General features: G+C 61.2%; 28 protein-coding genes and 1 pseudogene. 21 read left to right on the top strand and 8 right to left on the bottom strand.

Annotated features, from left to right (window positions below):
* The first annotated feature begins 282 nt into the window (after window positions 1-282).
* The 4 genes from ACQY1P_RS09610 (at window position 283) to ACQY1P_RS09625 (ending at window position 2,405) form a co-directional block, all read left to right on the top strand.
* Complete coding sequence (locus ACQY1P_RS09610) at window positions 283-720, top strand: c-type cytochrome (RefSeq protein ID WP_062579617.1); 438 nt, start codon at window positions 283-285, stop codon at window positions 718-720.
* 77 nt (window positions 721-797) lie between these two features.
* On the top strand, window positions 798-1,712 hold the full coding sequence (locus ACQY1P_RS09615; protein ID WP_430256283.1) for a c-type cytochrome: 915 nt from the start codon (window positions 798-800) through the stop codon (window positions 1,710-1,712).
* Window positions 1,713-1,773: 61 nt separating this feature from the next.
* On the top strand, window positions 1,774-2,040 hold the full coding sequence (locus tag ACQY1P_RS09620) for an AbrB/MazE/SpoVT family DNA-binding domain-containing protein (protein ID WP_062579626.1): 267 nt from the start codon (window positions 1,774-1,776) through the stop codon (window positions 2,038-2,040).
* Window positions 2,037-2,405: a type II toxin-antitoxin system PemK/MazF family toxin gene (locus ACQY1P_RS09625; protein WP_113165201.1), complete on the top strand. Its 369-nt coding sequence runs from the start codon at window positions 2,037-2,039 to the stop codon at window positions 2,403-2,405. Before ACQY1P_RS09620 ends, ACQY1P_RS09625 begins: the two co-directional genes overlap by 4 nt.
* 67 nt (window positions 2,406-2,472) lie before the next feature.
* Here ACQY1P_RS09625 and ACQY1P_RS09630 read toward each other — a convergent pair whose 3' ends face one another.
* Window positions 2,473-3,054 (bottom strand): N-acetyltransferase family protein, encoded by a 582-nt coding sequence (locus tag ACQY1P_RS09630; protein WP_430256285.1) that lies wholly within the window; start codon window positions 3,052-3,054, stop codon window positions 2,473-2,475.
* Between the two features lie 21 nt (window positions 3,055-3,075).
* Window positions 3,076-3,240 (bottom strand): hypothetical protein, encoded by a 165-nt coding sequence (locus ACQY1P_RS09635; protein WP_325262001.1) that lies wholly within the window; start codon window positions 3,238-3,240, stop codon window positions 3,076-3,078.
* Here ACQY1P_RS09635 and ACQY1P_RS09640 point away from each other — a divergent pair.
* Both ACQY1P_RS09640 and ACQY1P_RS09645 read left to right on the top strand, forming a co-directional pair.
* On the top strand, window positions 3,233-3,526 hold the full coding sequence (locus tag ACQY1P_RS09640; RefSeq protein ID WP_209900207.1) for a toxin-antitoxin system TumE family protein: 294 nt from the start codon (window positions 3,233-3,235) through the stop codon (window positions 3,524-3,526). The genes ACQY1P_RS09635 and ACQY1P_RS09640 overlap by 8 nt on opposite strands.
* Window positions 3,513-3,872 (top strand): transcriptional regulator, encoded by a 360-nt coding sequence (locus ACQY1P_RS09645; protein ID WP_325261435.1) that lies wholly within the window; start codon window positions 3,513-3,515, stop codon window positions 3,870-3,872. Before ACQY1P_RS09640 ends, ACQY1P_RS09645 begins: the two co-directional genes overlap by 14 nt.
* A gap of 22 nt (window positions 3,873-3,894) precedes the next feature.
* Here the strand turns inward: ACQY1P_RS09645 and ACQY1P_RS09650 are convergent, their stop codons facing one another.
* The 3 genes from ACQY1P_RS09650 to ACQY1P_RS09660 all read right to left on the bottom strand — a co-directional run bounded on the left by ACQY1P_RS09650 (window position 3,895) and on the right by ACQY1P_RS09660 (window position 7,129).
* Entirely contained in the window at window positions 3,895-4,311 is a 417-nt protein-coding gene (locus ACQY1P_RS09650) for a MerR family transcriptional regulator (RefSeq protein ID WP_062453496.1), read from the bottom strand.
* Between the two features lie 156 nt (window positions 4,312-4,467).
* Entirely contained in the window at window positions 4,468-4,743 is a 276-nt protein-coding gene (locus tag ACQY1P_RS09655) for a hypothetical protein (protein ID WP_062579631.1), read from the bottom strand.
* 295 nt (window positions 4,744-5,038) lie between these two features.
* Window positions 5,039-7,129, bottom strand: a complete 2,091-nt coding sequence (locus ACQY1P_RS09660) for a S9 family peptidase (protein WP_325261971.1) — start codon at window positions 7,127-7,129, stop codon at window positions 5,039-5,041.
* Between the two features lie 375 nt (window positions 7,130-7,504).
* On the opposite strand from ACQY1P_RS09660, the gene ACQY1P_RS09665 reads away from it, so the two are divergent.
* Complete coding sequence (locus tag ACQY1P_RS09665; protein ID WP_082471859.1) at window positions 7,505-7,912, top strand: DUF930 domain-containing protein; 408 nt, start codon at window positions 7,505-7,507, stop codon at window positions 7,910-7,912.
* A 23-nt stretch (window positions 7,913-7,935) separates the two neighbouring features.
* Here ACQY1P_RS09665 and ACQY1P_RS09670 read toward each other — a convergent pair whose 3' ends face one another.
* Window positions 7,936-9,108 carry an AI-2E family transporter gene (locus ACQY1P_RS09670; RefSeq protein WP_174195839.1) on the bottom strand — a complete coding sequence of 391 codons (1,173 nt, stop codon included), beginning with the start codon at window positions 9,106-9,108 and terminating at the stop codon, window positions 7,936-7,938.
* A 104-nt stretch (window positions 9,109-9,212) separates the two neighbouring features.
* On the bottom strand, window positions 9,213-10,076 hold the full coding sequence (locus ACQY1P_RS09675; RefSeq protein ID WP_430256288.1) for a VOC family protein: 864 nt from the start codon (window positions 10,074-10,076) through the stop codon (window positions 9,213-9,215).
* 321 nt (window positions 10,077-10,397) lie between these two features.
* On the opposite strand from ACQY1P_RS09675, the gene trhA reads away from it, so the two are divergent.
* The 4 genes from trhA (at window position 10,398) to ACQY1P_RS09695 (ending at window position 13,114) form a co-directional block, all read left to right on the top strand.
* Entirely contained in the window at window positions 10,398-11,063 is a 666-nt protein-coding gene (trhA, locus tag ACQY1P_RS09680; protein ID WP_062453491.1) for a PAQR family membrane homeostasis protein TrhA, read from the top strand.
* A gap of 89 nt (window positions 11,064-11,152) precedes the next feature.
* Entirely contained in the window at window positions 11,153-11,653 is a 501-nt protein-coding gene (locus ACQY1P_RS09685) for a GNAT family N-acetyltransferase (RefSeq protein WP_062453490.1), read from the top strand.
* A 96-nt stretch (window positions 11,654-11,749) separates the two neighbouring features.
* A complete protein-coding gene (locus ACQY1P_RS09690) occupies window positions 11,750-12,160 on the top strand; it encodes a (R)-mandelonitrile lyase (protein WP_062580205.1) in 411 nt (136 codons plus the stop codon).
* Between the two features lie 69 nt (window positions 12,161-12,229).
* Complete coding sequence (locus ACQY1P_RS09695) at window positions 12,230-13,114, top strand: aldose 1-epimerase family protein (protein WP_430256290.1); 885 nt, start codon at window positions 12,230-12,232, stop codon at window positions 13,112-13,114.
* A 76-nt stretch (window positions 13,115-13,190) separates the two neighbouring features.
* On the opposite strand, the gene msrB is transcribed toward ACQY1P_RS09695, so the two are convergent.
* The gene (gene msrB / locus ACQY1P_RS09700; RefSeq protein ID WP_062454782.1) at window positions 13,191-13,601 is read right to left on the bottom strand and encodes a peptide-methionine (R)-S-oxide reductase MsrB; all 411 of its coding nucleotides are present in this window, start codon (window positions 13,599-13,601) and stop codon (window positions 13,191-13,193) included.
* A gap of 173 nt (window positions 13,602-13,774) precedes the next feature.
* On the opposite strand from msrB, the gene ACQY1P_RS09705 reads away from it, so the two are divergent.
* The 10 genes and pseudogenes from ACQY1P_RS09705 to ACQY1P_RS09750 all read left to right on the top strand — a co-directional run bounded on the left by ACQY1P_RS09705 (window position 13,775) and on the right by ACQY1P_RS09750 (window position 22,496).
* Window positions 13,775-16,207, top strand: a complete 2,433-nt coding sequence (locus ACQY1P_RS09705) for a putative monovalent cation/H+ antiporter subunit A (protein WP_430256292.1) — start codon at window positions 13,775-13,777, stop codon at window positions 16,205-16,207.
* Window positions 16,208-16,502: 295 nt separating this feature from the next.
* Window positions 16,503-16,910, top strand: a pseudogene (locus ACQY1P_RS09710) (Na+/H+ antiporter subunit B); the annotation flags it as partial.
* A gap of 134 nt (window positions 16,911-17,044) precedes the next feature.
* Window positions 17,045-17,422: a Na+/H+ antiporter subunit C gene (locus ACQY1P_RS09715; RefSeq protein WP_062453487.1), complete on the top strand. Its 378-nt coding sequence runs from the start codon at window positions 17,045-17,047 to the stop codon at window positions 17,420-17,422.
* A 9-nt stretch (window positions 17,423-17,431) separates the two neighbouring features.
* Entirely contained in the window at window positions 17,432-19,048 is a 1,617-nt protein-coding gene (locus ACQY1P_RS09720) for a Na+/H+ antiporter subunit D (protein WP_430256294.1), read from the top strand.
* On the top strand, window positions 19,045-19,518 hold the full coding sequence (locus ACQY1P_RS09725) for a Na+/H+ antiporter subunit E (protein ID WP_062453485.1): 474 nt from the start codon (window positions 19,045-19,047) through the stop codon (window positions 19,516-19,518). The genes ACQY1P_RS09720 and ACQY1P_RS09725 overlap by 4 nt, the downstream gene beginning before the upstream one ends.
* A 56-nt stretch (window positions 19,519-19,574) precedes the next feature.
* Window positions 19,575-19,868, top strand: coding sequence for a cation:proton antiporter (locus tag ACQY1P_RS09730; RefSeq protein ID WP_425503217.1), 294 nt, complete (start codon window positions 19,575-19,577; stop codon window positions 19,866-19,868).
* Entirely contained in the window at window positions 19,865-20,209 is a 345-nt protein-coding gene (gene mnhG, locus ACQY1P_RS09735; protein ID WP_175487268.1) for a monovalent cation/H(+) antiporter subunit G, read from the top strand. Before ACQY1P_RS09730 ends, mnhG begins: the two co-directional genes overlap by 4 nt.
* A 414-nt stretch (window positions 20,210-20,623) precedes the next feature.
* Window positions 20,624-21,055: a MucR family transcriptional regulator gene (locus tag ACQY1P_RS09740; RefSeq protein ID WP_062453483.1), complete on the top strand. Its 432-nt coding sequence runs from the start codon at window positions 20,624-20,626 to the stop codon at window positions 21,053-21,055.
* A gap of 210 nt (window positions 21,056-21,265) precedes the next feature.
* On the top strand, window positions 21,266-21,706 hold the full coding sequence (locus ACQY1P_RS09745) for a helix-turn-helix domain-containing protein (protein ID WP_430256296.1): 441 nt from the start codon (window positions 21,266-21,268) through the stop codon (window positions 21,704-21,706).
* A gap of 22 nt (window positions 21,707-21,728) precedes the next feature.
* Window positions 21,729-22,496: a DUF6456 domain-containing protein gene (locus ACQY1P_RS09750; protein ID WP_430256298.1), complete on the top strand. Its 768-nt coding sequence runs from the start codon at window positions 21,729-21,731 to the stop codon at window positions 22,494-22,496.
* The last annotated feature ends 2 nt before the right edge of the window (window positions 22,497-22,498 follow it).

Below are 22,498 nucleotides of genomic sequence, written 5' to 3' on the forward strand. Positions count from 1 at the left end.
ACCAGACACCCGGTGCCGCAAGGCGCCGGGTGTTTGCGTTTCTGATCACCCGATGTCTGATCCAGCCTGGCGATCGTCAGGCGACGCTGTCCGCCAACGCGCGATCGATCTGAAGCGCTTGAAAAACATGACTTTGCATTGGGTTTGACGGCTTCTAGAATCGAGCGCTAAATTACGAAATCGTGACTTCTTTCGGTCATGTAAGCTTGCCATCATCATTACGCGAATGCGTTGATGATGTGAGACGCAGACATCACATCGTTTTAGGGATCGGAGCCGGAAATGAAATTCAGAACTATCGCCATGACGACCGCGGCACTCTGTCTCGGCTTCACCGCTGTCCTTGCGCAGGATGCGGTGGTCGAGAAGCGCGAACAGATGATGAAGCAGGTGGCCGCCTCCACGGCAGCCATGCGCAACATCGCCAAAGGCGACAAACCCTACGACGCCGATGCCATCAAGACAGCGCTGACCACGATCAGCACCAATATGAAGGCCTTCCCGGACCAGTTCCCTGTCGGATCCGAAGCCAATTCGGAAGCATCGCCGGCGATCTGGAAGAACGAAGCCGATTTCCGCGCCAAAGCGAACAAGCTTGCCTCCGATGCCGATATGATCCTTGCTTCGATGCCGACCGATGCCGCAGGCGTCCAGAAAGCTGTTGGGACGCTCGGCGCCAATTGCGGCTCCTGCCACGAGACCTACCGCCTGAAGAAGTAGCGCACGCCTGCATGCTTGAACGGCTGTCGCAAAGGCAGCCGTTCCGTTCCGCATCAATGTCGGAGAAGGATCGGGCGATGGCCGTAAGATGGGCAAAAGTGTTGGGCATCGGCGTGGTCGTTGTCGCCGCCGGTGCCGTTGCCGCCTGGGCGCTGACAAAGCCCCAGCCGCATGACGCGAGCTACTGGGCCGGCGTCGGTCAGCCCGATCTTGCCAAGGGCGAGCAACTGTTCTGGGCGGGCGGCTGTGCCGGTTGTCACGCCGCAGAAGGTGCAGAAGGCGACGCCGCAAAGATCCTGTCCGGCGGACTGGCGCTCAAAAGCCCGTTCGGCACCTTCCACGTCCCCAACATCTCGCCGGATCCCAAAGCCGGCATCGGTTCCTGGACGCTTGCGCAATTCGGCGATGCGATGACACGGGGCGTCGGCCCGGGTGGCGAGCATCTCTACCCGTCCTTTCCCTACGGCTCCTACGCGCGCCTGTCGGCAGCCGACGTCAACGACCTCTACGGCTACATGAAGACCCTGCCGCCCAGCAGCAATGTCGCGCCGCCACACGAACTGGGCTTTCCCTTCAACCAGCGGCTCGCGGTCGGCGGCTGGAAACTCCTCTATTTCGACGACGGCCCACGCGTCGAACTCGCCTCAGCCGACGACAAGGTCAAACGCGGCCAGTTCCTCGTCGAAGGTCCCGGCCACTGCGGCGAGTGCCACACGCCCCGCAACGCGCTCGGCGGCTTCGAAAAAGGACAATGGCTGGCCGGCGGCCCCAACCCGGAAGGGCAGGGCAGCATTCCCAACATCACCCCCGGCTCCAAGGACATCGGCGCCTGGAGCGAGGACGAAATAACCGAGTACCTCTCGACCGGCTTCACCCCCGATTTCGACAGCGTCGGCGGATCCATGGTGGAGGTTCAGAAGAACATCGCGCATCTGCCGAAAAGCGACCTGCAGGCCATCGCCGCCTATCTCAAGGCGGTGCCGGCAAGGTGAGGGCGGGGTGCTTGCCGCACGACGTTGTTGTGCTATATTTATAGCACAAACGAGGTAAGCCATGACCGTTATTACCAAGATCAGGCGGCAGGGCGGGGCAGCCGTCGTGACAATTCCGCCTGCCATTCTCAAGACGATGGAACTGCAGGTCGGCGATCAGCTGTCGCTTGAAATGCACGACGGTGAACTCGTCGTAAAGCCGATCAGAAAGACCCCGCGGCGCTATAAGCTTAGCGAGTTGCTCGAAGGCGGCGAGGTCGTCTCCAGCCTGAATGCGGACATGGCCTGGGCGATGGAGGGAGACCCCGTCGGCCACGAGATTTCATGATGGTCCGCAGCAACGTACCCAATCGCGGTGATGTTTTCTGGATCGATCCCAACCCTGTCGCGGGCCGGGAAATGAAGAACAGGCATCGGTTCGTCGTGATCACCCCGCGGGCGATCAACGCATTGGGAGTCAGCATGACGGTGCCGATCACCACCGGTGGCGCCTTGACCCGGGACGTCGGTCTGGCCGTCGTTGTCACCGGCCACGATACGACGGGGATCGCCGTCTGTAATCAGGTTCGCAGCTTCGATATACCGGCCAGAATACTGGCCAAGACCGCGAAATACATCGAGACATTGGACGAGGCGACGATGGATGACATCGTCGCTCGTGTGGTCAGCGCGATCGATCCCGCGTCGGAATAACGTGGTTGCGCTGCACTGACAGTATGGTCTGTCCCGCTCATTCGGACGGTATTGCCGTGTCCCAGCCTCACACCAACGTCTGCATATACCGCATGCCCGTCACCGGGCGTGGCTTGAAATCCATCTGTTCGTAGAACTTGTGGGCGGCAAAGTTGCCGGTGGCGGCGCTGACCGAGAGATAGCCGCAGCCTGCATTGCGGGCCATGTCGCGGGCGCGCGAGACGAGATGCTGGCCGATGCCGTGGCCACGGTGACCGTCGCGCACGAACAGGTGGTGCAAGTCCATGCCGCGGCTTCCCTGCTGCGCGCGGTAGAGCGGCACCAGAATGGCGTAGCCGATCAGGGCGTCGCCCGCGTCAGCAACCAGTGCGGTGATCCAGGGCAGGTCGCCGAACAGGTCGCGTTCCAGCATTTCCGGGGTAATGTCGGCCAGATCGTTGTGATGCGCGGCAAGGGCTGCGATCATCTCTTTCAACTGCGGCAGATCATGGCGTTTGGCGGCGCGGATCGTCACCACGGCCGGGCGCGGTAGTGAGATCTCGCTGTCTTCGATCGAAATCGGGGGCATTCCGGCATTCCTTTTCGGTCTCGTCGTGCCGTCAGGTGCCCTTAGAAACAACCAAGCCGCCTGACGGCGGCTTGTTGACATGATGAACTGTCGAGCCGCCCTTTACAGGTAGGCCCAAAAATACGTTGCGGCGGTGGTGGTGCACGTAATCATCATGACAACTTTCTGCGCCGGAATAAATTGCTTGTCAAGCGGGTCGACAGGTTCTTGTTCGCTGCGGGTGATGGTGTATATTCCATCAACCCGGAAGGCGAACTCCATGGCCAAGGCGACTCTGATCAGCAGGACGCGGAGTTATCTGCGGGAGGACGTCTTCGCAGAGATCGTGATCTGGAGCGTCCCTTCACCTTTGCGGGGAAGTGTGCACCATTTCAAATATCGCATGGCTCTCGTGGCGTCCGGGGAATGCGTCCTGCGCTACGACAATGAAGCGGGGAAGGGTGACCATAGACACGTCCATTCGCAGGAGGAGGCGTATCTGTTCGAAAGCGTCGAAACCTTGCTTGTGGATTTTCGGTCGGATGTAGAAGGATGGCTCGATGACAACCCTTAAAGTGAAGATCCAGAATTTTGACAGTTCGCTCAGCGCGGTTCTCGCTGCGGTCAAGGGGGCTGAATCAGATCCAGCTTTTCAGGCAGAGCATATCCTGTCGTTCCCCACCTGGGACACGCTTCACCGCGTGCTGGCGCCCAAAAGACTGGAGATCGTGCAGGTCCTGACGGCGCAGGCGCCGATGACGATCCGCGAGGTTGCCCGGCGGGTGGGTCGCGACTTCAAGGGCGTGCATGGAGATGTCACCACGCTTCTGAACGCAGGCGTCATCGAAAAGGCGCCCGGCGGCGTCGTGTTTCCTTACGACCGCATCCATCTGGAGTTCGATATCGCAGCCGCAGCCTGACGCGACTGACGCCTCTAACCCCTCAATGCTCCCCCTCGCAGAGCCCGTGATCCGAGAGTGACCGGATCACGTAACAGTCCTTGATCGCATGGTTGCCGTCACAATGGGAAACGATGCGCTCGAGTTCCTCTTCGAGCTTCTTCAGCTTGGCGATCTTTTCGCGCACGCCGGAAAGATGCTCCGCTGCGATCCGGTCGATATCGCCGCAGGGCTGTTGCGGATGCGAACCGAGCGCGATCAGCTCACGGATCGCGGATATGTCGAGGCCGAGATCGCGGGCGTGGCGGATGAAGGCCAGCCGATCGAGATCGCTGCGCTCGTAGCGCCGCTGGTTCCCTTCAGATCGCGTGGCGGCGGCCAGCAATCCCATCTGCTCGTAATAGCGGATGGTTGGCACCTTGACGCCGGTTCTTTTGGAAAGATCGCCGATCGATAGCATGGCAGGCTCAAACCTCTAATGTCTCGAGGTTGAGATAGGACGCATTTACCACAGGTACAAGGATCACCATGTTGGCTTGAAGGGCGCCTTCAGGGAATGTTAACCCTGAACGGGGATTGTCACCGCGGTGACGGGCCATGATCGATCAGACGTTGATCAGGAGAATTCCTGGTAGATGTCCTGAACCCAGGCCTGCTGCACGGGAGCGGTCGCGCCGCTGGTGGCAAAGGTCGAAGCGCTGTCGTCGCCGGCATCGAGGGCCCACAGGGCGCTCACCAGCGAGCTTGCAAACAGTGTGCTGCTGCCGGTCAGCGAACCGCTGGAACGGGTAGACGCAGGTGTGTCGCGCTGCTGGGTTTCGTCCTGCTTGCGATCGATGTCGACCGCCCGCTGGGGGTAGTTGTAGCCGCTGAGGCCACTATCGATCTTCATGGCACCGCCTCGATCTCGCTTGGGTTAAGTAAGAGTTAACGCCTGAAGCTTGCGCGAAGCTTGTGCCGGGAGATTTCCGGCCGGTTTTGGGGCTTGACAGCGCGCATGGGACTTATTCGCGCCGCCGCGATTTCTGTCGAAAAATCAGCGATCTGACGGGAAAATCGAGCGCCGCCAAGGCATATGCGCGTTTCCGCATATCCAAAACTGTTTTCACACAAAAAAAGCCGCAGCACCGATCGAGGCACTGCGGCGATTGTCATTAGAGATGATCGATTCTGCGCGATCCGCCCGGTCAGGCTTTCCCGGCCACCTTGATCGCGAATGCATATTCGAAGGCGATCTCTTCCAGGCGCTGGAAACGCCCCGACTTTCCGCCATGGCCGGCAGCCATGTTGGTCTTGAGCAGGATCGGCGCCGAGCCGGTCGAGAACTCGCGAAGCTTCGCCACCCACTTGGTCGGTTCCCAGTAGGTCACGCGTGGATCGGTGAGGCCGGAAATCGCAAGGATCGGCGGATAGGGTTTTGCACCCACGTTGTCATAAGGCGAGTAGGCGGCGATCCACTGGTACTCTTCCAGGCTCTCGATCGGGTTGCCCCATTCCGGCCATTCCGGCGGCGTCAGCGGCAGCGTATCGTCGAGCATGGTGTTGAGCACATCGACGAACGGAACGGCCGCGATAATGCCCGCGAACTTTTCCGGCGCCATGTTGGCGATCGCGCCCATCAGCATACCGCCGGCCGAACCTCCCTCGGCAATGATGTTCTCATAGGACGTGAAGCCCTCGGCCACGAGGTGGTCGGCAGCGGCGATGAAATCCTTGAACGTGTTTTCCTTGGCTTCCATCTTGCCGTCTTCGTACCAGGCAAACCCCTTGTCCTTGCCGCCGCGGATATGGGCGATGGCATAGATGAAGCCGCGATCTGCGAGAGACAGGTTGTTGGTGGAGAACGATGCGGGGATGGTCATCCCATAGGCGCCGTAGCCGTAGAGCAGGCAAGGCGCCGTGCCATCAAGCGGCGTGTCCTTGCGGTAAAGCAGCGACACCGGCACCAGCTCGCCGTCATGGGACGGAGCCATCACGCGGCGGGTCACGTAATCTGCGGCATTGTGGCCGGAGGGGATCTCCTGCGTCTTCAAAAGCGTGCGCGTCCGGCTCACCATATCGTAGTCGTAGAGCTGGGTCGGCGTCGTCATCGACGAATAGGAAAAGCGGATGACGGTGCTGTCATATTCCGCAGCGCCGGAAAGCCCCAGCGAATAGGCTTCCTCGGCAAACGCGATCGAATGTTCCTCGCCGGTCCGGCGGTCGCGGATGATGATCTCCGGCAGACCCTGGTTGCGCTGCAGCCAGATCAGGTGTTGCTCATAGGCCATGTGCGAAATGATCAGCCGGCCGGGCTCGTGCGGTACGATCTCTTTCCAGTTTTCCTTCCCCGGTGCCGCAAACGGCGCCTCGACGATCTTGAAGTCCTTGGCATCGCCGTCATTGGTCAGGATGTAGAAGACATCGCCGCCTTCGGTCATCGAATACTCGATGCCCTCTTCGCGCGCCGCCACCAGCTTCGGCTCGGCGGTCAGGTCCGAGGTCGGGATGAGGCGGTATTCCGAGGTCTCGTGATCATGGATATCGAGATAGATCACGTCGTCCAGCAGCGATCCGCCGACGCCCATGAAAAAGCCCGGATCCTTTTCCTCAAACACCAGCCGGTCGTCCGTCTGCGGCGTGCCGAGAATGTGGTGGAAGACCTTGGAGGGACGATGGTTCTCGTCCTGCAGCGTATAGAAGAAGCTCTTGCCATCAGGCGCCCAGACGCCGCCACCGGCGGTGTTTTCCAGGAGGTCTGACATGTCCTCGCCGGTCGAAAGATCGCGCACCCGCAGGGTGAAATATTCCGAACCCTTGTCGTCGTAACCCCAGATGCCCTTGGAATGATCCGTCGCATGGTCGATACCGGCCAGACGGAAATAGTCCTTACCCGTCGCTTCCTTGTCGCCGTCAAGCAGGATCGTCTGATCGCCGCCGTCGCGCGGGGTGCGGAAATACTTCGGCTGCTCGCCGCCGGTCACGAACAGCGATCCGTAGGCAAACGGCCCGTCCTTCATCGGCACGGAGGAATCGTCTTCCTTGATGCGACCGCGCATTTCGGCAAACAGCGTCTTCTGCAATACGGCCGTGTCGCCCATTGCCGCTTCCATATAGGCGTTCTCGCCCTCCAGATGGGTGCGGATCTCAGGATCGAGGATCGACGGATCCTTGAACATCTGCTGCCAGTTGTCGGCCCGGAACCAGGCATAGTCGTCGGTGCGGGTAATGCCATGACGGGTATCCGTCACCGGCTTCTTGGCCGCAACCGGAGGCGTGGGCAGATTTTCGAACGGCATTTTCGGGGAGGGGGCCAAGGAAGCACTCCGAAGTCATGAAAGGAGTGCCAGAGATAGGGGCGGCCGGACCATGAGGCAAGCGGGCAAGCCGCGTGAGCCTACTTCTTCTCAGGCTCGCGGGACTTGGCGAGAGGTGCGAGGTCACGGTGCTGCTGCCAGAATATGAAGGCGACGACCAATTATAGCCCAATGCCACTCATCAGGAATACCATCGCCAGTTCGGCCGTCATCTGTTCAGTCCTCCAAGCATGATACCGATTCCGGCCCTATCCACCTAAAGAATACGCGCCAAGATAATTCCCGCTCTGGTAGGTGGTCAACGACGAATCCGTCTTCTAGTTTCCGCCCCATCCGAGTCACTTTGGATAGGATTCCATGACGATACTGCTGCCCGCCCGGGCATCCATGACAGGCGCTCTCCTGATTTGCGCCGCCTCCACCCTGCCTGCCCACGCGCTCGACGGCCGCATTGTTCGCCAGCTGAACGCCCTTGCACCGGAAGAAAGAGTCGAACAGCGCTGCGATCTCGAGGCGATGGATCGCCTGCGCAAGGAAGGCGATTTCCGCCCCGACAAGGTGATCGCCTACACGTTTTCAGACCCGGTCGGGAACGACAACGGCCTTAAGGCAACCGGCGCAGCGTTCCGCAGCGGCGGTGACTGGTTCAAGCTGAAATTCAAGTGCGAGACCAACGCTGAAGGGCTCAGCGTCACCGCCTTCGACTACAAGGTCGGGTCCAAGATACCGCGCGAGGAATGGGACAAGTACTACCTTTACGACTGACGGGTCGCTGACATCGCCGGGCTTTAGCCCGGCAGATGCGGAACGGTCTTCTTTTCTGGAAACAGTTCCGACAGTACGGTCATCATGATCAGCGACAGGGGCAGCGCCAGCATGGCGCCAACGGCACCCCACATCCATGTCCAGAACAGGATGGCGACGAACACGACAAAGGGATTGATCTCCCATTGCCGGCCCATGATCGCGGGGAAGATCAGGTTTTCCATCAGCAAGTGCACCGAGAAGAACACGATCGCGGGCAGCAGTCCAAGGAGAAGGGTGTCATGCGTGATGATGCCACCTGCTGCAACAGCGAGGGTCATGATCGTGATCCCGAGAAACGGGATGAAGCTCGACAGGAATGCGAACAGACCCCAGAGAAGCGGCATGCTGAGGCCGCCGAAATAGGCGATTGCGATCATCACGACGCCGAGACCGAGATAGAGCACGCTCGCAGTCGCAAAATAATAGCCGAGAACCTGATCGATTGCGTTCAGCACACGGATCGCAATCAGCCTCTGGTGACGCCGCGGGAAGGCGAGGATGAGGGTACGGCGAAGTCGGAGCCTGCCGTAGAGAAACAGAAGCAGCGCCGCAAAGAAGATCATGCCCTGCACGACGGCCGGCGTCAGATTGGCGGTAACGACGCTGAGGATGTTGCCGGAATTCTCCAACAGCGCCTGCATCGACATCGGCCCGGTTTCGAACGTGGCCGGCGAGATGTTCAGCCATTCCTGGCGCTGCAGAAATGGCATCATCCGGTCGATCATGCGTTGCAGAAAGCTCGGACCTTCCTGGATCATCATCGCAAACGGTTCGGCCAGCGCGTTGACGACCAGAAAGACCGCGGCGAACACAGCGCTTGAGAGGATGATCGCAATGCCGAATTTGGGTACGCCCAGGCGGCCAAGCTTATCCGCGACCAGACCGAGAATCAGTCCGACGACGACGGCAAGCGTGACAGGGATAAGCACCAGCGACATCATGTGGACGATGGCGAAGAAAACGATCGCAAAGATGCCGATCACCGCCCAGGCCTTGGCGACTTCCAGCGCCTCGCGCCCCAGCACGAGGCTCTCATCGGCGTCTTCGCTCTCCAGGCCGGAAATGACGGCATCCTTGCGATGCGCAGACCGGTTGGCGGCAAAGTCGATCAGCCGTTTTTTAGGATTGGCTGCGCGCGTGCTCGTCATGGCCATGAATTGTCTGATGTCCTCGTTGTCGCGATCAACGCAAAAACAGTGTTCCGGTTCCGGAATACTGCTCAGGTTTACGATAGCAACGATCAGGAATTCAGCGCGCGTTACGCAGCAAGCGTCAGGCCGATGCCCCACGGGTCTCTGAGAGCCCAGCCCTCGACGGTTTTGGTTGTCGCGATTTCGTGCTTTTCCAGTGCGGAAAGCGCGTTCGCCAAGGCCGACTGATCGTTGAACTTCACGGTGTAATCGGAAAGCCCGGTCATGTTTTCAAGCCGGGTCGTCGCGCCGCGGCTGTTCCAAACGTTGGCAGCGATATGGTGATGGTAGTCGCCGGTCGCGAAAAAGCTCGCACCGGGATACCGCGCCATGATCTTCAGGCCCAGCACGTCGCGGTAAAAGGCGTCCGCCAGCGGAATGTCGCCGACCTGAAGATGGATATGACCGAGCGCAGTACCCTCAGCCATTCCGGCAAATGCCGCCTGGGGCGCACTGTTATAAAGCTCCTGAAGGTTCAGCCGGTCGGTCGCCATCGCCACGGTGCCGTCCTGATGGTAGGTCCATTCCGTAGGTGTGCGATCGCGGTAGATCTCGATGCCGTTGCCTTCGGGATCGGAAAGATAGAGCGCCTCGCTCACCAGATGATCCGATGCGCCTTCGAGCTGGATATTGTTATGCGCTGCATGGGCCAGCCATTGGGCAAGCTCAAGGCGGCCCGGCACCAGAAAGGCCGTGTGAAAGAGGCCGGCCGCATTGCGCGGCGCGCGGGCCACGTTGCCGCCCGTCGTCAGCGTCAGAAGCGGCACGCCGGCGACGCCCAGAACCTCACCGCTCGGCGTCTTTTCAAGCACCGAAAGCCCGATGATTGTCTGGTAGAAACCGGAGACGCGAGCAAGATCGTTGACCACCAGATGCGCCCGCCCGACATGCAGCGGGCGGCTGAGTGCAAACGGCTGCTGCTGTTCTGTCATGATCTGTCCTCTAGCTTTCAACGGGATCGAAATGACGACGCGCCATGCGCAATCTTTCCACAATTATGCGCGCCCTCGATCGTTCACGATAGTGAGCAGTTCGGCGATAGATTGTTCTCGATTTATTGACGCTCGGGCGGCCGCCTCTAGCCGTGCAGGCTTGATTGCCGCCGTTCCCACACCATCCGGAACCGGCTCGTGCGGCCACAGTTTTCGGCTCATGACCAAGAGTTGAAACCATCGGAAATTTATTGTGAATCGCGCAGTCTTGCCAAGCTTTCCGCTCGGCCCCATTCTTGGGACCGGTATGGAAGGTGGGTAATGAGCGATCTCTTCAAATTTGGCAGAAACTACGATTTTCACGAGATCGTCGCGGATGGGATTGTCCATGGCATCGGACTGGTCTTCGCCCTGATCGGTGCCACGGCCCTGATCTTTTACGCCACCATGTGGTCGAGCCATGGCGAAATCGTTGCCGCCTGGATTTACGGGATCGGGCTGATCCTCTGCCTGTCGATCTCGTTTACATACAACATATGGCCGCACTCGCCCACCAAATGGCTGCTGCGGCGGTTCGACCATTCGGCGATCTTCATCCTGATCGCCGCCACCTATACGCCATTCCTCCAGCGCGGCGCCTCCGACCCGTGGATCTTCGGGATGCTGATCGCGATCTGGGCCACAGCGATTTTCGGCATTCTGATCAAATGCTTTTTCCCCGGCCGGTTCGACCGGCTGACCATCCTCCTCTATCTTGCCATGGGCTGGAGCGGGTTGATGGTTGCCGAACCTGTCTCGGCCTACCTGCCGCCGATCTCCGCATTGCTGATCGTTATAGGCGGCCTGATCTATTCGCTCGGCGTCATCTTCCACGTGTGGGAAAGACTGCGCTTCCAGAATGCCATCTGGCACTCTTTCGTCGTCGCGGCGGCTGCCGTCCACTACAGTGCAGTCATGACCTGCTTCAGCCTGTCGGCCAGCGCCTGACCGATCGTGTCCACAAGACGCCAGCCCGCTTTACACACTGCGGCCGTCTGATAAAGTGGACGGGCAATCACTATAATGGACGATAGCCAGTGCCCCCTTTGATCCGCGATGCCACCGAAGCCGACCTGCCGGCGATCCTCGAGATCTATAACGACGCCGTCGCCAATACGACGGCGATCTGGAACGAGACGCTGGTCGATCTCGCCAACCGTCGCGACTGGTTTGCGGCACGCCGGGCGAGGGGATTTCCGGTTCTGGTCGCCGACGAGGACGGGGTCGTCAAAGGCTACGCATCCTACGGCGACTGGCGCGCCTTCGAGGGTTTCAGGCACACGGTGGAACATTCCGTCTATGTGCACCGCGAGGCCCGCGGCGAGGGCATCGGCCGTCTGCTGATGCGCGAGCTGATCACCCGCGCCGCGTCGAATGGCATTCATGTGATGATCGCCTGCGTCGAAGCGGGCAACGCCGCCTCCATCCGCCTGCACGAAAGGCTCGGTTTCCGCCTGACCGGCACGTTTTCCGAAGTAGGCATCAAGTTCGGCCGCTGGCTCGATCTCGCCTGCATGGAGCTCAGGGTCGCGGGCTGACGCCCTTCGCTTTCTCATGGCACTTCCGTCCGAACGGCCTATATGCTGGCTGACATCGCATTCGCATCAATCGCATGACGACGAGGGATCTTTTCCATGGATATCAAGCGTGTTGGCTCGCAGGCCTCCAAGAAGCAGCCGGCAGAGTATTTCACCGGCACAGTCCGCCTCGATCCGCTGAATACGGCGCCAGCGCCGGCCCGCGTCGTTGCAGCATCGGTCACGTTCGAACCCGGCGCCCGCACCAACTGGCACACCCATCCGCTCGGCCAGACGCTGGTTGTTACCTCGGGTTCCGGCCTCACCCAGACCTGGGGCGGCCCGGTCCGGGTAATCCGCGCCGGTGACGTCGTCTGGTTTCCGCCGGGCGAAAAGCACTGGCACGGCGCATCGTCGCAGACGGCCATGACCCATATTGCCATCGGGGAAGCGCTCGACGGCAAGACCGCCGACTGGATGGAGGCTGTCAGCGACGATCAATATGCGATTCCCCCGGAAACCGTCTGATCGTCATCTAACCGACGCGCAGGGCAGGCAATCCTGCGCCTCAAGCCTAAAATTTGCCAGGAGAGCCGCATGTCCGCTGCATCAGATGATACCGTGACCCGCATCGCCAACGATCGTATCTCCGTTGAAATCTCCCCCCTCGGTGCGGAAATGCAGTCGCTGAAGACGGCGGATGGCCGCAACTTTCTCTGGAACGGTGATCCCGCCTTCTGGGCCGGCCGCTCGCCGATCCTTTTCCCGATCGTCGGCAGGGCGCCCTCCGATATCGTGATGATCGAAGGCAAACCCTATCCGATGGCGCAGCACGGTTTTGCCCGCCGCTCGACCTTCACGCTCGCCGCCTCCGACGAGACCAGCTGCCGCTTCGAGCTTGCATCATCCGATACCACCCGCAGCGTCTACCCGTTCGATTTCCGCCTCGCCGTCACCCATTCGGTCGACGGTTCGAAACTCACGATTTCGGCGGAGGTGGAAAATCGCAGCGACCGGCCCATGCCCTTCGGCCTCGGTTTCCACACCGCGTTCCTCTGGCCGCTGCCGGGTGGAGAAGGCCACGCCCATACGATCACGCTCGACAACGGCGGCGAACCGGCGATGACGCGCCTGTCCGGCGGGCTGATCGACCCCACGCCACTTGCCTCGCCGTTCAAGTCCGGCAAGCTGACGCTGTCGCACGACATGTTCGATGAAGACGCGATGATCTTTGCAGAGGGCGCCGGAACGGGCCTGACCTATGCGGCGGAAGGCGGCCCGGAGCTGAAATTTTCCTTCGACAACCTGCCAAACCTCGCGCTCTGGCAAAAGCTCAACGGCCCTTTCCTCTGCATCGAGCCCTGGCACGGAACGGCCGCCCAGAACGGGACCAGTGCCGATCTCGAATCGCGTCCCTACACCGTCACGCTGCCCGCCGGGCAAACCGCGCGATTTGCGTTCACGGTCGAGTTGCCGGGGTAAGCCAAACGAAAACAGCGGCCCGGATGGGGCCGCTGTCAATTTCAAGTCGGTACTTTGGTGACATCCGTCCCGCTGACTAATCTGCCGGGCGGAAATTCATCGAGTGGCCGTTGATGCAGTAGCGCAGGCCGGTCGGCGGTGGGCCGTCTGGAAAGACGTGCCCGAGATGGCCGTTGCAGGTGGCGCAGCGGACTTCGGTGCGCACCATGCCGTGCGTGGTATCACGCAGTTCGGTCACCGCATCGGGGCTGACAGCCTCAAAGTAGCTCGGCCAGCCGCAGCCGCTGTCGAACTTGGTATCCGACACGAACAGATCCGTGCCGCAACCGGCGCAGCTGTAGATGCCTTTATCCTTGGCGTTCCAGTACGGCCCGGTAAAGGGACGCTCCGTGCCCGCCTGGCGCAGGATCTGATACTGCTCGGGCGTCAGCTCTTCGCGCCATTCTGCATCTGTCTTCTGGACTTTCTTGGTGATGACGTCGGACATCTGAACCATCCTTTCATTGTAAGCCATAGATAGGTGCGTTCAGCCTGTCGATAAAGGTCACGGTGCCGTGTTTCTTGCCCGTCAATGCTTGAGGGACAGACGGGTTTCCCTTAGAAACCGTGGGGCGCTGCCGCTCGGCAGGGATTTGCGAGGATACTCAACGGGAGGGGACCATGGCCGCCACCACGCCGGCATTGACCTTCGCGGCACTCATGCTGCCGTTTCTTGCAGCACTTCTTGCCCCGATGCTCTCGCGCCTGATGGGCCATTGCGCAGCGCTTGTTCTCGCACTTGCACCCGCCTTGGCATGCCTGCATTTCCTGAGCTTCCTTCCGGAAATTGCCGCCGGAGAATCTGCCACGGGCGGCTATGTCTGGGTGCCGAGTTTCAACCTGTCCTTCTCCTGGTTTCTCGACGGCCTGTCGCTCACCTTCGCGCTGCTGATCACCGGCATCGGCACGCTGATCGTGCTGTATTCCGGCGCCTACATGAAGGGCCACCCACAGCAGGGCCGCTTCCTCGCCTTCATCCTGTTCTTCATGGGTGCCATGCTGGGATTGGTCGTCTCCGACAGTTTTCTCATGCTGTTCGTCTATTGGGAACTGACCTCGATCGCCTCCTTCCTGCTGATCGGCTTCGATCACGACCGGGCAGAGGCACGAAGGGCTGCGCTGCAGGCGCTGGTCGTCACCGGCGGCGGCGGGTTGGCGCTTCTGGCCGGCCTCGTTCTTCTCTGGAACGTCACCGGCATCACCCAACTGTCGCTTCTTCTGCATTCGGGCCTGCCGCTCAGCGCCAGCCCGCAGTATTTCGCCATCCTTCTTCTGGTTCTCGCCGGCTGCTTTACCAAATCGGCTCAGTTTCCGTTCCATTTCTGGCTGCCCAACGCCATGCAGGCGCCGACGCCCGTCTCGGCCTATCTGCATTCGGCAACCATGGTAAAGGCCGGCGTCTATCTCCTGATGCGGCTGCAGCCGGTTCTCGGCGATACGCCCGCCTGGGAAATCCTGCTTCCCTTCTTCGGCGGCATCACGCTGATCTCCGGCGCGCTTCTCGGGTTGAGGCAGACCGACCTCAAGATGATGCTCGCCTACACGACGATGGCCTCGCTCGGCCTCATGGTGATGCTGACCGGGTTCGGCTCCGACCATGCGATCGAGGCTGCGGTGCTTTATCTCATCGCCCATTCGCTGTTCAAAGGCGCGCTGTTCATGGTGGCCGGCGCCATCGACCACGAGACGGGCACGCGCGAGATCTCGAAACTCGGCGGCCTGCGCAAGGCGATGCCCGTTACCTTTGCAGCGGCAGCGCTTGCGGCCCTCTCCATGGCCGGGGTGCCGCTGTTCTTCGGATTTCTCGCCAAGGAAGAGATCTATCTGGCGCTCGTCGACGGCAATCCGCGAGCGATCTTCTTTCTCTGCCTCGCCGTCATCGGCAACGCGCTGATGGGAGCGCTGGCGCTGGCGATCGGTTTCAAACCTTTTCTCGGTCCAAACCGCCCGGATCTTGGGCCCGTCCATGAAGGGCCATGGGGCCTGTGGCTCGGCCCCGTCGTTCTCGCGCTGCTCGGACTTTTAGCGGGCGTTTTCTCGGGCACCGCGCACCAGTATTTTTCAACACCCATGGCAAGCGCCGTGCTGCATGAAAACACGGTCATCGACATCTCCACCGTGCCGCATCTCGGTCTGCCGCTTCTCCTCTCGGTCCTCACCCTGATTCTTGCGGGTCTGGTCCTGTGGCAGTTGGAGACGGCACGCGGGTTGATGCGAAGACTGTTCGATGCGCTCGGTCCCGGGCCCGATCGCGGTTTCGACCATGCGGTTCAAGGCCTGATACGCCTGTCAGTCGTCTTGACCCGCATTCTCCAGCCCGGCCGGCTGGAAATCTATGTCACCGCCACCTTCATCCTTTTGGCGCTTACCCTGCTGGTGCCGCCCTTCCTGTTCAACGAATTCCCTGCCATGCCGGCGTTCCCGCAGACCGTTGCCCTGCACGAATGGGTGTTTCTCGGCATTGCCGTGATCGGTGTTGCGGCGGTCCTGCGCGCGGCCGACCGGCTGACGGCAATCGTCGCGCTCGGCATCCAGGGCTTTGCCATCGCCGTTCTCTTCCTCCTGTTTGGCGCGCCGGATCTGTCGTTCACCCAGTTCATGGTCGAGACGCTCTCGGTCGTCGTCCTGGCGCTGGTCATGACGCGCCTCCGTCTGACGCCGTCCGATCACCGGCCGCTCCTCCAGCGCCTGTTCGACGGCACGATAGCGCTCGCCTGCGGCACCGGCTTTACGCTGCTGCTGCTGAAATCCGTGGAGACGCCGTTCGACAACGCGCTGACGGATTTCTTCAACGCCTATTCCAAGGTCATCGCCCACGGCGCCAACGTCGTGAACGTCATCATCGTCGACTTCCGCGGCGTTGACACGCTGGGCGAAATCGCCGTCGTCATGATCACCGGGCTTGCGGTTCTGGCGCTCGTCCGGGTCCGGGCCGGGACGAAGACCGAACTTGGGGCAGGGGGCGCGAAACGGACGGCGACAGCTATCCCCATTGGAAAGACAGCGGCCAAAGCCCCGCAGGCCAAACCATCGACCGGGAGACCAGACCGATGATCAAAGCCCGGACGCTTCCCCCAACGTCCCTCATTCCTGTGCTTGTCACAGGAACCCAGCCGCGGCGCGTCCGCGCCGTGAATGACGCGTCTCGCGCGACCACCTCTCCCGCACCCAAGGACTTGGGTGCGCTGGCTTCCTGTGACAGGCACAGGAATGAGGGGAGTGTGGAGCAACGTCGCGCTGGCAGGGCGGAGCGCAGTCGTGCTGGACGGCTGGCCCACAGGAATACGGCAAGGCTGAACCACAGGAACGAGCGGCGGGTGACAGAAAGCTTCGAACAGGTGGCCCTGCCATGAACACCATCATTCTTCGCACCGTCGCCCCGGTCGTCACTGCACTGACGCTGCTCTTTTCGGTCTTTGTTCTGTTGCGCGGCCATAACGAGCCGGGCGGCGGATTTATCGGCGGTCTGATCGCTGTGTCGGGTCTGGCGATCTACGGGATTGCGTTCGGAACCGGTGCGGTGCGCCGGGCCTTGCGCTTTCATCCGATGGCAATCGCCGGGGCAGGACTACTGATCGCCATGCTGTCGGGCCTCGTGTCGATCTTTGCCGGCGTGCCCTTCATGACCGGGCTGTGGATCACGCCGAGCCTGTTCGGCACGGACATTCCGCTGTCGACGGTCATATCCTTCGATGTCGGCGTTTACCTCGTCGTGCTCGGCGCCATCACCTCGATCGTGCTGGCGCTGGAACAGGAACCCGGTCCTGAGTTTCCCGCTCCGGCATTGCGCGGCACGACGTCGCGGCGCGCCGAAACGGCTGCGTTCGCAAGAGAGGGCGCGCCAGATCCGGTAACGAAGAAGAAGCGCCGCAAATCGGGAGGAAAACGCTGATGGAAACGCCGCTCGCGATCCTGATCGGCCTCTTCTTTTCGGCCGCGATCTATCTCATGCTGTCGAAATTCACCGTCCGTATTCTCCTTGGCGTCGTGCTGCTCGGCAATGGCGTCAACCTGCTGCTGTTTACCGCAGGCGGCCTGACGCGTTCGGTCCCGGCGATCATTCCGGCGGGCGCAGACACGCTGTCCCATACCGCCGCCAACCCGCTGCCGCAGGCGCTGATCCTGACGGCTATCGTGATTTCGTTTTCGTTCTTCGCTTTTCTCCTCGTGCTCACCTACCGCGCTTTTCAGGATCTCGGCAGCGACAATTCCGACGAGATGCGACTGGCGGAACCCCGCGACGAACCATCGCCGCCGATGGGATATTGAGGACGTTTGATGGCATCCCCCGCAACATCCCCCGTTGATCTCGCAGCCGCCCTGGTCCTCACCCCGCCGCCGCTCGGCGACTGGCTGGTGATCCTGCCCGTCGTGCTGATGATCGGCGCCGGCGCAATTCTCCTGATGGTGCGCAAGTCCGTTCGCCTCCACGGCGGGATCGCCATTGCAGCGCTGCTTCTGCTCGTCCTCGTCAATGGAAGCCTGCTTTTGCGGGTGATCGAAAACGGCCCGGTGACGATGGTCATGGGCCGCTGGCTGCCACCGTTCGGCATCGCCTTCACGGCCGATCTGTTCGGTGCCACGATGGCACTGACGGCCTCGCTCGTGGCACTCGCCGCCGGCATCTTCGCGCTCAGGGATATCGATGGCTCCGGACGACGCTACGGTTTCTATCCCTTCCTGATGCTGCTGATGGCGGGCGTCTCGGGTGCCTTCCTCACCGGCGACATCTTCAACCTCTATGTCTGGTTCGAGGTCCTGCTGATTTCCTCGTTCGGCCTTCTGATCCTGGGATCACGACCCGAACAGATCGATGGCGCGCTCAAATACGCGGTCCTGAACCTGATCGCCACGACGCTGTTCCTGATCTCGGTCGGGTATCTCTATTCGCTGTTCGGCACGCTCAACATGGCCGATATTGCGCTGAAGGCCGGCGACCTCTCGGGCACGGCACCGCTCGTCACGCTGACGGCGCTGTTTACCTTTGCCTTTGCCATGAAGGCGGCGGCCTTTCCGCTCAACTTCTGGCTTCCCGCCTCCTATCACACGCCGCGCATCGTGGTGTCTGCCCTGTTCGGCGCGCTCCTCACCAAGGTCGGCATCTACGCGCTGATCCGCGTCACGGTCATGCTTCTGCCGGTGGAGCGAGAGGTGCTGAGCCCCGCCATCGCCACACTCGCCATTCTGACCCTGATAACGGGTGCCCTGGGTGCGCTGGCGCAGAGCGATATCCGCAAACTTGCCGGCTACCTTGTCATCGCCGGCATCGGCAACATGCTGGCGGGCGTGGCGATCGGGTCTCCGGCCGCCATTTCCGGCGCCATCTTTTATGCGCTGCATTCGATGGTGGCGATGACGGCGCTCTATCTCGTGGTCGGCGAGGCGGCCCGCCGCGCAAGCCTGCTTTCCGGGGACGAAAACCAAGCAAACCGCTGGTCGCTGCATACGCTCGGCGGGCTCTACCGGTCGTCGCCGGGTTTCACGGCGGTGTCGCTTCTCGTGTTCCTCGCCGTCGCCGGCCTGCCGCCGCTGTCGGGTCTGTGGCCGAAGATCATGCTTCTGAAAGCCGCGATGGACATCAACGCATGGTGGCTTGCCGCCGCCATTCTCGTCTCTTCCTTTCTCGTCACCCTCACGCTTGGCCGGATCGTGCTTCTCGCCTACTGGCGGCAGGGGCTCGAACCGGAAGCCGGCCTTGAGCGACAGACCGCAGTTCGCGGCGACTGGCGTCTTTCGCTACCGCTTGGCGCGCTTGTTCTCCTGGCCGCCGGGTTCGGCCTGTTTCCGGAACATCTCCTGTCGCTGACGCAATCGGCCGCCGAGGGACTTGCCGGCCCGTCCGCCTATATCCGTTCGGTCTTTCCGGACGCCCTGCCGTCGGGAGGCATAAGATGACGTCATTCATCCGCGCTTGCGTCTTTGCCGTCATCTGGGTGGCGATCACGGGCAGCGCCACCATCCTCAACCTCGTGTTCGGCTTTGCCGTCGCAGCGCTCGCGCTCTGGGTCGTGCGTGGCGAGATCGACCGCGCCAGCCGTAAGATGCGGATAGGCCGGATGCTCTCGCTCCTCGTCCTGTTTATCAGGGAACTGGCGATGTCGGCCTGGAAGGTCGCGGTCCTTGTCACGAGGCCGAGGCTCGACGTCAAACCCGGAATTTTCGCCTTTCCATTGACGGTCAGCCGCGATTTCGAGATCACGCTTCTTGCCAACCTCATCACGCTCACGCCGGGCACCCTGTCGGTGGATGTCTCGGCCGACCGCAAGTTCCTCTTCGTGCACGCGCTTGACGCCTCCGATATCGACGCGACCAAGCGGGAAATCGCTGACGGTTTCGAGCGCAAGATCCTGGAGGCATTCGAATGACCGTGTCCGATCCGTCCCTGGCCGCGACGATCCTGTCTGTCTCCACCTGGATTGCCATGGCGGTCCTGTCGGTCGCGTTCCTGTTGACCATCCGGCGGGTGGTGGCGGGGCCGACGCTGCCGGACCGTGTGCTTGCGCTCGACATGCTGGTCGGCATCGTCATCGGCTTTATCGCGCTGATTGCCATCCGAACCGGCTTCAACCTCTATATCGATATTGCCATCGCGCTCGGCCTCGTCGGCTTCCTGTCGACCGTCGCCTTTGCCCGATTCATTATGCCGCGCGTCACCGATGCCGCGAAAGATCCAGCGACATCCGGCAAGACACGCGTGCAAAGGAGGAAACGCTGATGGATCTCGTCGTCGCGCTTGTCGTCTCCGTCCTCGTCCTCGCCGGCGCCTGCTTTTCGCTGATTGCCGCAATCGGCATCAACCGGCTGCCGGATCTCTACACCCGCATGCACGCAGCCTCGAAGGCCGGCACGGTCGGTTCGGGTCTGCTGCTGCTCGCTGTCGGGGTCTATGCCGGGGATCTGCCGGTCCTTGCCCGCGCAATTGCAGGCTTTCTGTTCTTCGTCCTGACGGCCCCGGTTTCGGCGCATCTTCTGGCCGTCGCTGCCCGCCGCGCCGGCTATCCGATGAGCGAACATTCGCTCCACGATGAGATGAAAGCGCACGAAGAATCAATATAGAGGCCGCAATTCGAGCTATAAGCCCGTCATAAAGGCGTCTTTTTTCGATACACTATCAGTTATCAGGTCTTCCACCGGCTTTACCATCAGAATTCGATCGGCATTACTAGATTTCGCAGTTGGATTTTGGGGGTCCGGATGCTAATTCAGGTGCAGTAGAACCCTGAAATTGTTCTCTTGCGGATTATTTCTCGTGTAAAACGCACAATACGTCTCAGAATTGTGTGCCTATGCGGGAATTGTCCGAAGTAAACAATGTCCGGTGGTATTTATGATCGGCTTCGCGCGCGAGACTTAGGGGTAGGTTTCAGTCTTCGGACAGTGTGCGGGCAGTGGAATGCCATCGTGGTTCTGCAGGATGCGGGTGTTGGTCGGCTCTCGCAACCGTCCGCGAATTACGAACAGGAGACGAAAATGACAGAAATCGCATTGGGCAAAGGCCCGGACCTGCTGGTGGAACTGACAGCAGATATCGTGGCTGCCTATGTGAGCAACCACGTCGTTCCGGTCGGCGACCTTTCAGGACTGATTGCCGACGTTCATACGGCACTGAGTGGCACGGCATCGCCGACGCCCGTCGTGGCCGTGGTTGAAAAGCCGAAGCCGCCGGTCCCGATCAAGAAGTCCATCGAGGACGATTACCTGATCTGCCTGGAAGACGGCATGAAGTTCAAGTCGCTGAAGCGACACCTCATGACCCATTACAACATGACGCCGGAAGAATACCGCGAAAAGTGGGGCCTGCCGTCCGACTATCCGATGGTCGCTCCCGCCTATGCGGAAGCCCGCTCGCGTCTTGCAAAGGAAATGGGCCTCGGCCAGCGCCGCAAGCGCGCCAAGGCTTGATCAGCCTTTAACAGACGGCAGTTGTAACACTGCCAATCAAGAGAACCGGGCGCCTGCCCGGTTTTTTGTTGTCTAGAGATAGGAAAAAAATCATAATTAGATTCCTGATGCTTAGCTCAGATGGCGGTCGTTGGGGCGCATTTCGTATTTCCATCCTTCTCTTCCTCCGCTACCGTATGTGAATTAATTCCTATAAGTGGAGGAGCTGTCATGCCTGCCGAACCGTCCGCCGGGGCAATACCCGTTTCGCCCAACCTCAGCGTTTCCGGCCGTTCCACCGCACGGATGGCCGCCGGCGCATCCACGCCTTCCGGGGTAACGCTTCGAATCGGTCGAAGGCCGAAACCCACATGCCTGATCGTGTTTCAGCTCGTCTCGGAAATGGTGTTCCTCTTCGGAGACCGGGTCATGGTCCGGCGCGACCGCCGAAGGCTTGCCGACCATTCCCGCCAGATCGCCATGTATGTCTGCCACGTGGCGCTGTCGATCTCGGTCGATGACATCGCCGCAAGCTTCGGCCGGGAGCGCTCGACCGTCGCCCATGCCTGCCATCTGGTCGAGGACCGTCGCGACAACCCGGCCTTTGACGATTTCGTTTCCGCCGTCGAACGGATGGTCACCTCCGTCTTCGGTGAAGCGGATGAGGGCTGAGGCTGAAAGAGGAGACGGGTCGATGAAGGATGAAAAGAGCAAAGAGCGTCTGCGTCTTGTGCGCTTGCTGCGCCAGCTTTTGAAAAACGACGGCGCGATCTCGGATGTCGAGACGGCGCATGGTCGCGACCTCGTGCACCAGGCCGTGTCGCTCGGCCTTGCTGTCCAGCAGGATGGCCGGCTTTCGGCGTCGGCTGAGGCCATGTCCTATCTGCGCCGGGCCGTGGCGGAGCGGGAGGAAGAGGGGTTTGCCGCTCAGCATGGCGAGATCGAACGGGTCGGGTTGGTGGTGGAGGGCACACGCCAGACGGTCCGCCGCAATCTCGCCGAATCGCCGCTCGGCACTGTCGCAAGGCTGAAGGAAAGGGACGGGTCGGCCTTCCTGCCATCAGCCGCCGTCGAGGCGGGTGAGCGGCTGCTTGCCGATTTCACCCGCGGCCAGTTGCAGCCGAAGATCACCGCCTCGTGGGAGCCGCGCCTGTCCAGCCGTGCCGATGGCGGCCGCGGCGGACAGGCGGATGTGGCCGGCAGCGCCCTTGACGCACGACGCCGGTTTGGTGCGGCCGTGGAGGCGATGGGACCGGAACTGTCGGGCGTCGCCGTCGACGTCTGCTGCTTTTCGAAAGGGCTCGAACTGGTCGAACGGGAGCGGCAATGGCCGGCACGCTCCGCCAAGCTGATGCTGCGCACCGCGCTTCTCGCACTCGGCCGGCACTACGATCCGCCGCGGCCGGATCCCCGCCGCCGCAGCCACAGTTGGGGAGCAGACGATTACCGGCCGATCCTCTGACG

The organism is Neorhizobium sp. DAR64872/K0K18, from assembly GCF_050500175.1.
Lineage (GTDB): Bacteria > Pseudomonadota > Alphaproteobacteria > Rhizobiales > Rhizobiaceae > Neorhizobium > Neorhizobium soli.